This window comes from Butyrivibrio sp. AE2032 (assembly GCF_000702965.1).
The window spans coordinates 1,832,810-1,847,739 of sequence record NZ_JNLF01000005.1 but is presented as its reverse complement, the minus strand read 5'-3'; the positions used below and the strand labels follow the sequence as shown (position 1 = coordinate 1,847,739).

Annotated in this window: 15 protein-coding genes; 8 read left to right on the top strand and 7 right to left on the bottom strand. The window is 50.1% G+C overall.

Annotated features, from left to right (window positions below):
• The first annotated feature begins 63 nt into the window (after positions 1–63).
• From BO18_RS25745 to araD, 5 genes are read left to right on the top strand one after another with little or no spacing between them, the layout of a single operon-like run.
• The gene (locus tag BO18_RS25745) at positions 64–1,581 is read left to right on the top strand and encodes a sugar ABC transporter ATP-binding protein (RefSeq protein WP_034450576.1); all 1,518 of its coding nucleotides are present in this window, start codon (positions 64–66) and stop codon (positions 1,579–1,581) included.
• A complete protein-coding gene (locus BO18_RS25740) occupies positions 1,578–2,693 on the top strand; it encodes an ABC transporter permease (protein WP_034450574.1) in 1,116 nt (371 codons plus the stop codon). The genes BO18_RS25745 and BO18_RS25740 overlap by 4 nt, the downstream gene beginning before the upstream one ends.
• A 1-nt stretch (position 2,694) precedes the next feature.
• A complete protein-coding gene (locus BO18_RS25735) occupies positions 2,695–3,747 on the top strand; it encodes an ABC transporter permease subunit (protein WP_034450572.1) in 1,053 nt (350 codons plus the stop codon).
• Positions 3,748–3,771: 24 nt separating this feature from the next.
• Positions 3,772–5,325 (top strand): xylulokinase, encoded by a 1,554-nt coding sequence (locus tag BO18_RS25730; RefSeq protein WP_034450570.1) that lies wholly within the window; start codon positions 3,772–3,774, stop codon positions 5,323–5,325.
• Positions 5,325–6,014, top strand: a complete 690-nt coding sequence (araD, locus tag BO18_RS25725; RefSeq protein ID WP_034450569.1) for an L-ribulose-5-phosphate 4-epimerase — start codon at positions 5,325–5,327, stop codon at positions 6,012–6,014. The genes BO18_RS25730 and araD overlap by 1 nt, the downstream gene beginning before the upstream one ends.
• A 95-nt stretch (positions 6,015–6,109) precedes the next feature.
• Here the strand turns inward: araD and BO18_RS25720 are convergent, their stop codons facing one another.
• From BO18_RS25720 to BO18_RS25705, 4 genes are all read right to left on the bottom strand, one after another.
• Positions 6,110–6,922 (bottom strand): hypothetical protein, encoded by an 813-nt coding sequence (locus BO18_RS25720; protein ID WP_034450567.1) that lies wholly within the window; start codon positions 6,920–6,922, stop codon positions 6,110–6,112.
• Positions 6,919–7,464 carry a helix-turn-helix domain-containing protein gene (locus tag BO18_RS25715; protein ID WP_051689169.1) on the bottom strand — a complete coding sequence of 182 codons (546 nt, stop codon included), beginning with the start codon at positions 7,462–7,464 and terminating at the stop codon, positions 6,919–6,921. The genes BO18_RS25720 and BO18_RS25715 overlap by 4 nt, the downstream gene beginning before the upstream one ends.
• 126 nt (positions 7,465–7,590) lie before the next feature.
• Entirely contained in the window at positions 7,591–7,821 is a 231-nt protein-coding gene (locus BO18_RS25710; protein ID WP_034450564.1) for a tautomerase family protein, read from the bottom strand.
• 11 nt (positions 7,822–7,832) lie between these two features.
• Positions 7,833–8,573, bottom strand: a complete 741-nt coding sequence (locus BO18_RS25705; protein WP_034450563.1) for an MmcQ/YjbR family DNA-binding protein — start codon at positions 8,571–8,573, stop codon at positions 7,833–7,835.
• Between the two features lie 181 nt (positions 8,574–8,754).
• Between BO18_RS25705 and BO18_RS25700 the strand changes: the two genes are divergently transcribed.
• Positions 8,755–9,303, top strand: a complete 549-nt coding sequence (locus BO18_RS25700) for a protease complex subunit PrcB family protein (RefSeq protein ID WP_034450562.1) — start codon at positions 8,755–8,757, stop codon at positions 9,301–9,303.
• A 169-nt stretch (positions 9,304–9,472) separates the two neighbouring features.
• On the opposite strand, the gene BO18_RS25695 is transcribed toward BO18_RS25700, so the two are convergent.
• Positions 9,473–11,014 (bottom strand): MutS-related protein, encoded by a 1,542-nt coding sequence (locus tag BO18_RS25695; protein WP_034450560.1) that lies wholly within the window; start codon positions 11,012–11,014, stop codon positions 9,473–9,475.
• Positions 11,015–11,272: 258 nt separating this feature from the next.
• Between BO18_RS25695 and BO18_RS25690 the strand changes: the two genes are divergently transcribed.
• Together BO18_RS25690 and BO18_RS25685 are read left to right on the top strand one after the other, a co-directional pair.
• A complete protein-coding gene (locus BO18_RS25690) occupies positions 11,273–11,788 on the top strand; it encodes a helix-turn-helix domain-containing protein (protein ID WP_034450558.1) in 516 nt (171 codons plus the stop codon).
• A 16-nt stretch (positions 11,789–11,804) separates the two neighbouring features.
• A complete protein-coding gene (locus BO18_RS25685; protein ID WP_034450557.1) occupies positions 11,805–12,701 on the top strand; it encodes a CPBP family intramembrane glutamic endopeptidase in 897 nt (298 codons plus the stop codon).
• Positions 12,702–12,719: 18 nt separating this feature from the next.
• Here the strand turns inward: BO18_RS25685 and BO18_RS25680 are convergent, their stop codons facing one another.
• Both BO18_RS25680 and BO18_RS25675 read right to left on the bottom strand, forming a co-directional pair.
• Positions 12,720–14,273 carry a DUF6056 family protein gene (locus tag BO18_RS25680; RefSeq protein ID WP_034450555.1) on the bottom strand — a complete coding sequence of 518 codons (1,554 nt, stop codon included), beginning with the start codon at positions 14,271–14,273 and terminating at the stop codon, positions 12,720–12,722.
• Between the two features lie 79 nt (positions 14,274–14,352).
• Positions 14,353–14,871 carry a hypothetical protein gene (locus BO18_RS25675; protein WP_034450554.1) on the bottom strand — a complete coding sequence of 173 codons (519 nt, stop codon included), beginning with the start codon at positions 14,869–14,871 and terminating at the stop codon, positions 14,353–14,355.
• Positions 14,872–14,930 lie beyond the last annotated feature (59 nt).

Here is a 14,930-nt window from a genome sequence, read left to right as displayed (position 1 = left end):
CATCGCATCGCACATTCTTTTTAATGAAGGAACATTTAAGGAAAACAACAGGAGGAGAAGACCATGGAAAAAGGCGCTGTCTTGGAAATGCGCGGGATATGTAAATATTTCCCGGGTGTGCGCGCTCTTGAGCAGGTAGATTTCACTTTACGCGAAGGCGAGATCCATGCGCTGATGGGCGAGAACGGTGCAGGAAAATCAACACTCATCAAGGTGTTGACCGGCGTATATCCAAAAGACGGAGGAGAAGTGTGGCTTAAGGGATCTGATGATCCGATCCATATCAAGTCACCTCAGGATGCCCAGAATCACGGCATCGCCACGGTCTATCAGGAGATCACTCTCTGCCCCAACCTTACAGTTGCGGAGAATATGTATATAGCCCGTACTAAGGGCGCTTTCACAAACTGGAAGCAGATCAACCGCGACGCGGGAAAGCTCCTCGATGAGCTCGGCATCCCCGCAAATCCCGCAGAACAGCTCGGAAACTGCTCCATCGCGGTACAGCAGATGGTAGCCATCGCCAGAGCAGTCGACATGGACTGTAAAGTACTCATATTGGACGAGCCTACATCTTCCCTCGACGAACAGGAAGTTCAGAAACTCTTCAAGCTCATGCGCGACCTGAAGGCAAAGGGCGTAGGCATTATATTCGTTACCCACTTCCTGGAACAGGTCTACGAAGTGTGCGACCGCATCACGGTATTGCGCGACGGTCAGCTCGTTGGCGAATACATAATTGAGGATCTGCCGAGAGTCCAGCTCGTATCCAAGATGCTCGGTAAGGATTTCGACGACATGGCCGAGATCAAGAGCGATTCGGATGCTGAGAAGATCGACTATAACAGCACTCCCGTATATGAGGCAAAGGGACTTACGGGAACGACCGGGATCAAGCCTTTCGATTTCGAGATCCACAAGGGCGAAGTAAACGGATTTACGGGACTTCTGGGATCAGGAAGATCAGAGAGCGTACGTGCGATCTTCGGCGCTGACAGAGTAATCGGCGGCACGGTAAAGATCGACGGCGAAGAAGTAAAGATAAGAAAACCGTTGGATGCCATGAAGCACGGTATCAGCTATCTGCCTGAGGACAGAAAGATCGACGGCATCGTAGGCGACCTCTCGGTAAGAGACAACATCATCCTGGCACTCCAGGTCATGAGGGGATTCTTCAAACCGTTTACGAAAGCACAGGCTGAGGCTTTTGCGGATGAATACATCAAGCTCCTCAACATCAAGACCGCTTCTTCAGAGACACCTATCAAGTCACTGTCGGGCGGCAACCAGCAGAAGGTAATCCTTGCAAGATGGCTTCTTGCAAACCCCGTATATCTCATCCTCGACGAGCCTACAAGAGGTATCGACGTCGGAACAAAAGTCGAGATACAGAAACTCGTACTGAAACTTGCAGCGGAAGGCAAGAGCGTCACGTTCATATCTTCCGAGATAGACGAGATGATCCGCACCTGCTCGCGTCTTGTAGTCATGCGTGACGGCAAGGTCGTAGGCGAGCTCAAGGGCGACGATCTCAACCAGAATAAGATCATGGCAACTATCGCCGGAGGTGAATCCAAATGACAACATCCGAGAATAAATTAAGCTCCGGAAATTCCGCAAAAGGTTTTTTCAGCAAGCTTGTTTCAAACCAGCTCTTCATCCCGCTCGCAGCACTCCTGCTGCTGGTCGTATTCAATCTGGCTGCGGATCCCACTTTCTTCAAGATCTCGCTCGAACCCAGCAGCACCGGATATTACATCCTCTCAGGAAACCTTATATCCATAATCGATAACGCTTCCGAGCTTGCGATCCTCGCGATAGGAATGACACTCGTAACATCTGCTTCAGGCGGTCAGGATATCTCTGTAGGTTCCGCGATCGCCATTGCCGGATCCGTCGTATTAAGGGTCGTCAAGGGCTACTCCGAAGGCATCTCCGGCGGAGAGTTCGCAGGCATCATGATCGGCGCCTTCATACTCTGCGTAATCGTTTCCGCTCTCTTCGGCGCATTCAATGGCGCGCTCGTCGCTTACTTCAAGATACAGCCGATGGTCGCAACGCTTATCCTCTTTACAGCAGGACGTTCGATCGCGGCATGGATCAACAACAACGAAAACATCTCCATCAACGATACGAGATTCGGATACTTCGGAAACTTCCTTCCCGCTATCCCGATCCCGACGCCGGTATTCATCAGTGCTTTGTGCATGATCATAATCGCTGTCGTTCTCAAGGTCACCAACTTAAGACTCTACTCACAGGCAGTAGGTATCAACGCATCCTCTTCAAGACTCAACGGTATCAACCCCAAGACGATCAAGCTCCTTACCTTCATCATCCTTGGCGTCTGCGTTGCAGTCTGCGGATTCATCAAGGTATCACGTACTTCATCCATTACTTATGCGGTCATCGCAAACAATATCGAAATGGACGCCATCCTCGCAGTAGCTCTGGGCGGCAACAACTTAGGCGGCGGTAAGTTCAACATGACAGCTTCCATCCTCGGCGCTTACGTCATCCAGTTCCTTACGACGACTCTCTACAAGTTCAAGGTAAGCTCGAGTGCGATCTCCGCTTACAAGGCTGTCGTAGTCATCCTTCTCATCATCATGTCCGCTCCCATCGTACGCAAGTGGATCACCGATCAGAAGAATAAGCGTGCAGCTGCAAGATTAAGAAAGGAGGCTGCTTGATATGTCTGTAAACTCCAACGCATTAGGCGAAAAGAAACTCAAAGGCCGCGCCTCTCTTACAGATACGAATCTCCTTCTCATAATTACCATCGCGGTATTCATCGTAATGTATCTCTGCGCGATCATCTTCCTCGGAAAGGGTTTTACTAAGCCCCAGATGTTCTTCAACATCCTTAACGAGAATGCTTCACTTTTGGTCTTATCCTGCGGCATGACGCTCGTCATGATCACCGGAGGAATCGATATCTCGGTAGGTCAGGTCACATGTCTCGTATGCATGGCATGCGCCGTAAATCTCGAGATGAAAGGCGGCAACGTCCTCACATCCATGCTGATCGCACTGGGCATCGGTCTCGCATTCGGCATCGTTCAGGGATTCCTCGTAGCTTACCTCGAATTCCAGCCCTTCATAGTCACTCTGGCGGGAATGTTCTTTGCCAAAGGTCTTACGACCATCATATGCAGCGACCGTATCAGCGTAACCGAGCCCGGCTTTGAAGCTCTGAGCAAGACTGAAGTCAGCCTTCCCTTCATCGGTTCATACAACAAGGCAGGCGAATTCATTCCGGCATTTGCCGAGATCGGCGTCATCGTCGCTCTCCTCGTCGTCGCTCTCCTGTTCTGTCTCCTGAGATGGACCAAGCTCGGCCGCAACTTCTACGCTGTCGGCGGAAACAACCAGAGCGCAAACATGCTCGGTATCAACGTTAAGCTCACAAAGTTCCTCGCCCATGTCCTCTGCGGTCTCTGCGCAGGCATCGGCGGTTACCTCTTCTTCCTCCACGCACGTTCCGGATCGCCTCTGCACGCAACGGGCGCCGAGATGAACGCCATTGCTTCATCCATCATCGGCGGCACGATGCTCTCGGGCGGCGTCGGAAACATCGTCGGAACTCTCTTCGGCGTTCTCTCGCTCTCCACGATCAAGAACATCGTAACCTCTCTGGGATTAGACGATCCGTGGTGGACTAACATCACTGTTGCCGCAATGCTCTGTATCTTCCTCCTCGTTCAGAGTGTTATACTTGCTCGTAAGAACAATAATAAGAAATAATTTATTTTCAGGAGGCTCTTACAAGTGGACTTTAAGACAACAGCATTAGGAATCGAATTGGGTTCCACCCGCATCAAAGCGGTACTTATCGACAAAGACCATCTGCCTGTCGCTCAGGGTGATTTCGAGTGGGAAAACCGTCTCGAAAACGGCATCTGGACATATCCCATGGACCTGGTCCACAAGGGTATCCAGGAGTGCTACAAGGCTCTCAAGGCTGACGTTCAGGCCAAGTTCGGCGTCACTCTGACAGAGGTCGGCGGCATCGGCATCTCCGCCATGATGCACGGCTATCTTCCTTTCGATAAGGACGGAAAACAACTCGCGGAATTCCGCACATGGCGCAATACCATCACGGGCGAAGCAGCCGAAAAGCTCACTGAAGTTCTCGGATTCAACATCCCCCAGCGCTGGAGCATCGCTCACTACTATCAGGCGATATTAAATAATGAATCACATGTCGGCGACATCGATTACTTAACGACGCTCGCAGGCTATATCCACTGGCGCCTCACAGGCCTTAAGGTCATGGGTGTCGGCGAGGCATCCGGCATGTTCCCGATCGACAGCACGACCAACGATTACGATCAGGAAATGGTCTCCAAGTTCAATGCCCTTACAGGCGGCGACCTGCTGTCAATCCTTCCTAAGGTTCTCGTTGCAGGCGACGACGCAGGCACGCTCACGGAAGAAGGCGCAAAGTTCTTAGATCCCGACGGTGACCTCGCTGCAGGCATTCCGATCGCACCCTGCGAAGGCGATGCAGGCACTGGCATGGTCGCCACAAATTCCGTTCGTGTATACACAGGTAATGTAAGTGCCGGTACATCCGACTTCGCAATGGTCGTTGTAGATCACGCTCTCGGCGTTCACCGTGAGATCGACATGGTAACCACTCCGGCAGGCGCACCCGTCGCAATGGTCCACTGCAACAACTGCACATCTGACATCAATGCGTGGGTTAATCTTTTCGATCAGTTCGCTTCGTTATTCGGTGTTGAGATCTCAAAGAACGACCTCTACACCAAGCTCTTCCAGGTTGCGTTGAAGGGCGATCCCGACTGCGGCGGACTTCTTTCCTACAACTACTTCTCAGGTGAAGGCGTTACGGACCTGGATGAGGGCCGTCCGCTCTTCGCAAGAACACCCGACTGCAATTTCACGCTCGCAAACTTCATGAGGACTCACCTCCTCTCTGCTCTTGCAACTCTGAAGATCGGCATGGATATCCTTCAGGATACCGAGAGCGTAAGGATCGACAAGCTCTACGGCCACGGCGGTTTTTTCAAGACTCCCGAAGTCGGCCAGAAGATGCTGAGCGCTGCCGTCAACGCACCTGTGTCCGTAATGGAAACTGCAGGCGAAGGCGGACCTTACGGAATGGCTCTCCTCGTCTCCTACATGATCAACAAGGAAGACGGCGAATCACTCCCCGACTACCTCGACAACAAGGTATTCGCAGGCTCCAAGAGCGTAAGCGTGATGGCTGATGATGCCGACGTTAAGGGCTTTGCCGATTTCCTCGCTAAATACAAGGCAGCACTTCCCATGGAAAAGACAGCTACGGAGGTAATGTGATGTTAGAAGAACTCAAGCAAAAGGTTTTAGAGGCTAACCTCCTCCTCCCCAAGTACGGACTCGTTACATTCACATGGGGCAACGTATCAGGCATCGACCGCGAATCCGGTCTTGTTGTAATCAAGCCCTCCGGCGTCGAGTACGATGTCATGAAGGCTGAAGACATGGTCGTTGTAGACCTGGACGGAAAAGTCGTCGAAGGCAAATGGAAGCCCTCATCTGACACACCCACACACGTGGTTCTCTACAAGGCATTCCCCAACATCGGCGGCGTCGTTCACACGCACTCACGCTGGGCAGTAACTTTCGCCCAGGCAGGCATGGCGATCCCCGCAATGGGAACGACGCAGGGCGATTACTTCTACGGTGACATCCCCTGCACACGTCCCATGACCGATGAGGAGATTAAGGGCGAGTACGAGAAAGAGACGGGCAACGTAATAGTAGAGACATTTGCAGACAAAGACCCGGATGCGATCCCCGCAGTAAACGTCTTCTCACACGGACCTTTCACATGGGGAACGGATCCCTTCAACGCAGTACATAATGCAGTCGTCATGGAAGAAGTCGCATTCATGGATTATCATGCCATGACTCTCAACCCGGAAGCCGGAAGGATGCAGCAGACTCTGCTCGACAAGCATTATCTGAGAAAGCACGGCGCCAATGCCTACTACGGTCAGGGGTGACCCGTATTACTAACTTAGGAAAACAACATTCATAATAGTTTGCTTCTTGTCCCCGTAAGGACCCGCTGTGCCGTTATCGCAGCGGGTTCTTGCATTCAGCAGAAAAGATATCCGAACTTGGCTATCCTTGAAACAACAATGTCAATAACACGCTTTCTTATGGCTTCATCGTACATCTCAGCAGCGGTGATAATCGCTTCTGCTTCTTTTCTGCCGGCATTGATATGAATATGAGAGCCATATAACTTTTCCGCAATCTCGAGCTGTTCATCAAGATCTTCCGTAAACGTCTTCGCCTTAACTTCATTTCTCATCGCTTCATAGATGTCTGTACCCTGCGGAAAATCCATGCCCGTATCGGAAAGCAGACCCGCTCCACAGTCAAATACCGGACATAACCTGTAATCACCGTTTCTTTTTCTTATGACCGCAATGTTGTGAAGATGCCGGTCCTCATTAAGGAAGACTGTATCGATCGTCAGGATCTTGCTCATATATATGCCGAAATCTTTGATTCCTGACATTTCTTCAGTTCTGTCGACTATATACTTCAGTCTTTCCACGTGATCTTTGATCAGGTACACATCTGAATAAAAGCTCCGCCCCGTGTGATTATGATAAAGCCTCTCCAACGTTATCAGCATCTCGCCGTCATTTAGAAAATTCTGGCTCTTACAGCCGTTCATTACTTTGTTTTTGTACCGAATCGTCTCAAGTCCGTAAAGCACATACTCTTCTTTTTCAAGATCAGAATAAGTAAGCATATGCGAGATGACATACTCGGCAAGTCCCTCATACCCTGTCGAATCAGCCTTATACCAATAATCTCCGGCTTTCCACTTTAACTGGTTGCCTTTGGAAGATGCCCTGCCGATCTCAAACCGGCCTGTATCGAAGAGTTCGATCATAGTCTTACAACCTCGATATTGAAACCGTCTTCCGCCATTCTTCCTTCAGTTTTTTCTATTATCTGCAAGGGATCATAAAACGGGATCCCGATTTTCGCGAGTTCGATGTCAACACGGTGTCTTGTCCGCGGAAAACATCTGGACTCAAGGAAAGCTTCATATTCCTCATAATCAGGTTCCCTGTTGTTTCCGAAAGGAAGGTCCATACAATCGTAGCGGTAATTTGTGACCTTAACGAGTCTTTTTACTTCATCAACATCTATCACGGCGCAGATCATATCTCCGTCTTTATAGATCAGTCTCAAAGGGTATTCCTGTTCGGGCAGCCTGATCTTGTCTAAAATATCCGGATACATCCTCATAAGAAAAGCAACAACTGCCACCGGGCCGTCTATTACCGTGTCAGAGCTTTCCCATCTTTCTACGGTCTTTTTTGAGACATTCAGCAAATCCGCAAAAGCTGTCTGGCTCATCTTAAGCCTCAGTCTCAAGCTCTTGATATCTCTTCCGCTTATTCCTTTATCCGTAATGTAACCGTTCATCAGCATCATCCTCCGATTACATTATAGCGACATTTTGAGGGTGATACAACTAGATTTTACCCTTAAAATGTCGCTTTTATTAGATTGTTCTATTCAATCACACCGGATATCTGCTTTTTATGCGTGTCAGTCGCAGGTATATCCCGGTTTCTTGTAGAGTGATGCTTCTTCCGCAACGATCTGCGGATCGAAAACCTTGTCCTTCCACTCTGCCTTATCTATCTCCTTGATGGCGACCGAAACGCTCGAAGCGTCGCAACCCATCGTCTCTGTTATGGCCTTCGTGACTTCCTCTGCACATCTCATCTTCTGTTCTTCCGTTCTCCCCGGAAAACACTTGATCTCTACATGCGGCATATTTTTTCCTCCTATTCGTTAAGATCGCAGCTCAGACTGTTAGGCACGCCCCTCGGGCCCCTCACGGCATATATTCCGTATTCGTCGTTCAGCACTGCAAACGTAAATCTGTCTTTATCGTATCTTCTCAAGAGCTTTATCTTCATGAGCGCTTTTATGGTCAGGTTCTTGTCCTGGTAAAAGTACGGAATGTCAGTTTCCGTGACCCTGCATTTATAAAGGATCGCAGATACGGGAGCACCGACATAAAGATATACCGTGTCGCCCGTCCTTATGCCCGCACCCTGTTTCCAGTCGATCTCATCGGCTTTCTCAAAAGCGGCGATAACGTCGTAGTATTTCGGGTTTGACGGTATAAGCCACTCCTTAGGCGCCCGCTCCTTCTGCTTCTTTTTCGAAGACGCCGTTGCCGTATAGCTCATGTCAATAAGATCGAAAACCTTGCCCTCCGGAACGGTCCCGTCCAGCAGCACCGTGATCCAATGGACCTTGTTCATGTGGTAGGCGGGCATTATCCCTTCCTGTCTTACGAGGACGTCACGGAAGAAGGCGTCATCGACCTTGAGATTGATAACGGGAATGTGTCCCTTTGTCTTCAGGCCGAGCTTGTCCCCTCTGACCTCCATGACCAGGGCAAACCACTTTTTGTTGTCAACGTGCCTGAAAACGGCGTTGTCGTCGTACTTCTCCCACGGATATTCAGGCAGCACGCCATACATGTCTTTGATGTAAGAAAATACCAGTTCTTTCATAGGTTTATTCTACCACAAGGCGGACTGTTATAATCTAACCGTGCATTTCGAAAACGGGATAATAAGAACCCCTGTCCACGCTGTAAGAAGCAATGCCGGAAGACAGTTTTACGCAGACGCTGCAACATTCAGGAAGCACCGTCTGTATATATGGCAAAGACAATCAACGGAGGAACATAAAATGAACAGCGGCATCAAGGCAACACTTTGCACCACAATTGCTTTTGCCATCATGGCGGGGATCGTCACAGGCTGCAGAGAGAATCTTAAGAACACCGGCACAGGCAGCGCGGCCGGCACCACACAGACCAGCATAGAGCTGGTAACCAAAAGACCTGAATATGTATCCGCAAAAGATGCAAACGGCGATCTTCCCGAGAGCGGAAGCATCGGCGGTTATGAATATAAACTCCCGGGGCGCGATTCTTACCGTTCAATGGAAAAGGACAGAGGCTACTACATCGACATGCTCGAAGAGGAAAACTCCCCATATTATTACGTTATCTGCTCAGGCCTTAAAAATACTGGCGGATATGATATCAAGATCGTCGACATCGGAATGGACGGTCAGACCCTGATCGTCACGGTCGAAGAAACTTCACCTGATCCTATGTCCATGGTAACCGAGGCATTGGACTATCCGTACTGCGTGCTCATGACTGACAAAAAGGTCGCGTCCATCAAGATAGTTACCGCGCAGGGGTATGAATTCAAGAACATTAGCGGCTAAAGACACTTGAAGCGAGCATGGTAAATGCGAGAACTGAAGACAAACACTTTTTCATTTCGATATCCCCCGCGCCTTAGCAGCAGCGCATACTGATCATCACTCCGAGTCGCCTTAGCAGCGCATACTGATCATCACTCCGCGCCGCCTTAGCAGCAACGCAAATTTCCCGTCACTCCGCGCCCTTCATCTGCTCGTAAGTGATACCGTATTTCTCAGCTATATTCCTGGCATAAGAGCTCGTGTCGGGCGCGCTGCGCTTTACCCTGAACGTGTTCTTATCGTCTTTTATCTCCATTACGATGCTGACGATCTTACTGCTTCCCTCCCAGGCATTCATCTCGGGAATGCAGGAAGCGAGCTCATGTATGTGCGTGTTGAAGATAACTCCCGAGCCCTTGTCCTTAAGTATGTGCAGAAGGTCCTTGCAAAGGTAGAGCGCGTCGGCCGCCGAAGTCGTGGAGAAGGTCTCGTTAAAGAGTATCAGTGTATCCGCGCCGGCAAGCTTTACTATCTCCTTGATCCTTACTGCCTCTTCACCCAGTCTTCCGTAATTGATCGTCAGGTTCTCGTCGATCGGGAAGTGCGTGAGGATGTTTCCGAAAGGCATTCCGCTGCATGAACCCGCGGTGACGAACATGCCGAGCGATGCCATGACGGAGATGAGGCCCAGACCCTGTTCGAGGATCGTCTTTCCTCCCCTGTTCGGACCCGTGAGGATGAAGATCTTCTCATTGTCCGAGAAGGAGAAGTCGTTCTTTACGATCTCCTTTTGTGAGGTTATCGCGAGACGGATGTTGTAGAGATCCTTTATCCCGAGTTCCTTGTCCGGAACGATCTCCGGAAACGTGGTCTCATAACCGCGGTCGGCGAGTTTCTTTCCGAGATCCGCCACGTTGAGATAGAAAACAAGTCCGTTGTAGAGGTTTGTCAGAAGGCGCGAGTCGTATCCGGAGTGCTTCGTGATGAGGCGCTTGACCTCACCGTAATGCTTCCTCAGGTGCTTCTTGATATGAGGCGTCATGGCGGCCAGGAGCGGATCGCGGTATTTGACGTCGTTGAAAGGCGTCTTGATCTTTGACCCGACGGCGATGTCCATGATGGTATATGTCGATCTGGGTTTATAGTCGACGATCTCTATGGCCGAGACGGTGTCAATATCCAGATCGGGAGTAAAGGTCACGCCGACGACGGCTCCCTTGGCTGAGGACAGATCGTCGTGGATCTTGACGATGTCGGGCTTGACGGATTTGAAGTTCTCGTCCTCGACTGTCTCCTTCAGCGATTCACGGAGCGAGATGAGGCCTTCTGCCTTGATGTCGTTTTCGCACAATGCGGTATATAAGGATTCAACAACTTCGACAAAGACCTTGAGCTCTCTTAATCGCTCGAGAAGTGACGACAGGGAATCGTCGCGGTCGTGCAGCCTCTTGGCACCGTTGCCGTAGTACTGAAGGATCTTTATGGAATCTATGGACTGCCTGACGGCATTCCTCAGGCTCTCATTTGCCATAAAGTCTTTTACGATCTCCTGACGGTAGATCATGTCTGAAGGATCCTGAGGGATCTTCACCATGATGTCACGGAGTATCTCCTGCTCTTCCTGGTCGGCGGTCATGAAGTCTATGACCTCGTGGAGCGCGATGTCCTTTACCGTCTCAGCGGAAAGCGTACAGGATCTACCGTCCCCTTCTGTCTTGAATAAAATATCCATCTGTTATCCCCCTGACGGACCGGAAAGAAGTAATCTTCAGCGGTCCTGTTTCTGCCATACATTCTAAAAAAAATAATGATAATAAACAATGTGTGCAGGACATGAAATACTGAACTTTCCCTCAATGGTATAATGTTCGAAGCCATGGGACATCCTGTGTCCCATCCGCGGAAACAGGGCGTTTGCTCGTTTTGTGTCCTGTTTTTCGAGGCCGCTTGAAGCTAGACTCAAGCCATCACTCAAGGGAGGCAGACGAAAATGGATCAGCAGAAGATCGGTGAATTTCTTAAGACACTCCGCAAGGAAAAGAACCTTACACAGGAAGAACTTGCAGATAAGATGAATGTCTCAAGAAGGACAGTCTCAAGATGGGAAACAGGAAGCAATCTTCCCGACCTGGCCATCCTGGTCGAGCTTGCGGATCTCTACGATGTCGACATGAGGGAAATCTTCAACGGCGAGAGGAAAAACGAGACAATGGACAAAGAATTAAAAGAAACAATGCTCATGGCAGCAGATTATACTGACGACCACATGCAGAAGGTGTTAAGGAGATTCCAGCTGATGTTCGGCGCGTCAACCGTATGCGGCATCATCTATCTTATAGGCCTTTTCGTCGGGCCCGAAAACGGCTCACCCGTATTTGACTTCATCTCCGGCATCTGCCTCGGAATAATGTTCGGCATGCTGATAATAGGCATCCTCGTTACCGACAGGCATTTTGCAAAGATTACCGAATGGAAGCGCTCCTTGCTCGGCAAGACCAACAAGTAATCCTCAGGAGTACAACATGATAAACACAAATGAGATAACAAACCAAAAGTTCGTTATATTTTTGTCGGCCGCTTTTTTGGCGGCATACATCCCCCTTTCGATAGCAGGCATAGCATATAAGAACGGCAACACTCTGCTCTTCATGTTCCTGTTCAGGGTCATTGCGATCCTGATCCCGCTGGCCGCCGTGCTCATCGCAAAGCTCCCCTTCAAGAAGCTCGGATGGAAGCCGAAGTTCTCTTTCAAATACTTCATCTTCGCCTTAATAGGCCCTCAGTTACTCAGCTGGCTCGGTGCTGCCTTATTCTTCATCTTTAACCGCGAAGCATTCGGTGTAAGCATGGACGGCATCCTGGCAATGATCCCCTCTGACATCGCTTCCATGTCCGGCATGGCGGACATCGACCCTTATCCTTATCTGGGAGTCATGACGGTAATGTCACTGACGGTCATCCCGGTATCTCAGATCCTTCCATCCCTCGGCGAGGAAGCCGGCTGGAGAGGCGTCATGTATCCTTACCTCAAGACAAAGCTCGGTCCCGTCGCGGGAAAGCTCGCAGGCGGTGCGCTCTGGGGCATCTGGCACTGGCCTCTCGTGATCCTCGGAAGTTATTTCTATGAAGGTGAGTATTTCGGAAAGCCCGTTTTAGGACCCGTCGTTATCTGCATCGCACTCTGCGCTTTCGGCATCCTCATCGACTATGTATATGAGAAGACCGGATGCATCTGGATCCCTTCGCTCATGCACGCTTCGATGAACGCATCCACGATGCCGGTCCTGCTCATACTGAAGAGCGGATATCAGGACCTTTCGATCCTTGGCCCGAGCTGCTTCGGTCTCATCGGCGTACTGCCCGTGATCGTCATTGCCGTCATATTGCTCATTAAGGGCGGCGCGAAAAAGCCGGCTTGAGATCTTCAGAAATCAGGATCAGAATTCCACGTCCACGTTTTCGGGGATCCCGTAGAACTCCTTAAAATAGGCCACGCGCGAATCGTCGGCGGGATCAGGGAACCACATATAATCTTCGAACGGATAAGGCGGCATGACGATGGTTATGTCGCCTGTCTCATCCTTAACATTCTCTATGATCTGATAACGCTCCCTGCTAACGTTTCCGATCGCGAGGTAGATCCTTCCCATGCTGAACGCGAAAAATGCGGTGATGATGCCAAGGACGACCAAAGCGATAGTCTTGGGGACGAACCTGACATTCTTAAGATAATAGATGAGGAGCATCTGGCAGAACACACAGAAGCTGATGATGCCCGCATAGAAACAACGTCCTCCGATCGAGTCGACTGTCAGCATTGGCACCATGGCGAGAAATGGCATGAACCAGAAGACCAGAAGACGTCTCAGGAGTTTCCTCTCGTTCAGGAAGAGGACCACCAGTTCAACTGATATGATCTCCGCAAAACCCAGGTCTATAAATGCGTAGAGACTGTCGGATTCCCTGATGAACGCGGGACATTTATTGAACATGACCGAGCCGTAGTAAACGAGGAATGCAATATCGAAGATCATCATCAGGACGATAAGGAATTTCTTAGCGAACGATTCCTTCCCCTTCAGCTTTCTTGCCGCGATAAGGAGCAGGAGCAGCGAGATGACCATCGGGATCAGGATGTCCTGGCTCACTATGCCGGGAATGAAATCGCGCATGTATCTCTGATATGCCGCCTCAAGGAATACCGATAACGGCTTGGAGCGGTCGTACTGAAGGACCCTGTATCCGTCGACCGCGGTACCGGTGTTCCAGAGTGAACTGTATATGTTGTTGCTGAACATGATGACGGCGCCTGCCAGATTACCCGCAAAGAGCGTGTAGATGTTTATGTTCTTACGCTCTTCTTTCCTGATCAGGCAGTACAGTGCAAACGCAAACGAGAACATGAGAAATATCACGGTCAGGTTTTCGATAAACAGCTGGATGATGACTCCAAACACGAAGTGCAATACCGCAGATGTCACCTTCCGCTTTTTGGAAAGGTGACTGCTCCCGCGCTCGAAAAGCAGTCTGAAGAATATGAGCATCGCGAGTGCGGACATTACAAAGTTCGCGAAACCTGCTACCCACCCGTTCGTCTGACCCCATATGTAGGACGGCATGCAAAGAAAGATGCAGTTCGCGAAAAGGAATGCGCAGGTAGTGGTCTTGAAGTCGATCTTACTCTTCGTTTCACCGCTCAGAAACAGGTATGCGTTCTTAGTCGATGAGAATACCATCAGCGCGAAAACAAGACCCATCACCACGGTCTTCAGCGCGAACGACCTGGTGATCAGGACCTCGACTGCATTTCCGGCATATCTGCTGTTGATGTCAGCGGTCGTCAGATGCTCAATGCCGGGCGCCAGACCCCAGTCCCAGTCATCGTGGGTATAAGGGATCTGATATGCGATCCAGATATAGAAAACGGCCGCGGCAAGAATAAAGATGCACCACGGCCATATATGTTTTCTGATCTTTTCCGTAAAACTCATAATCTTCCCGTGTTGTCCAATCAATGCGTGATAACAGATAATTCTGTCACCTGCGGATATTATACAACACGCGTTGAGTTCAGGTGGTTTTAATCTCAACCGCGAAGCGGCAGGTCCCGTCCGGATACTCGAGGATCATGTAGTCCCAGAAGCATCCGATTACATTGTGTTTGTATTCATCGGGGACATCCTTCTCTTCTATGAGCGGCAATCCTTCCGTTATCGCGTAACACTTTACCGCGTCGTATTCGACGTCGCGCGAATCTTCGGGTGTACCGTTTTCGAGCGCCTGGTAAAGCGCACCGCTCCAGCTCTCAGGAAGAGCTCCGATCATCTCATCGCTGTTTGCGTAAACAGGCGATTCAACCTGATATATAGCGTCACGGAAACCCCTGATGCCGTACCGGTCTATCGAATCCTCAAACTCCGGCAGCAGTGCCATATAGCTGTATTTTTCCTTCTGTTCGCCCGTGAGGTCACCGTAAACGGTCCACTGGTCAACGGTTTTAAAACTGCGGATGAACAGGAAACAGATGACGCCGAACATCGCAACAAGCGCAGCGAAAATGCTAAATCCTATTATGAATCCCTTTTTCATGTCTAATCTCCTGAAATGTTATTCCGCGGTTGATGCTATATTAGCACCGCCGATATTGT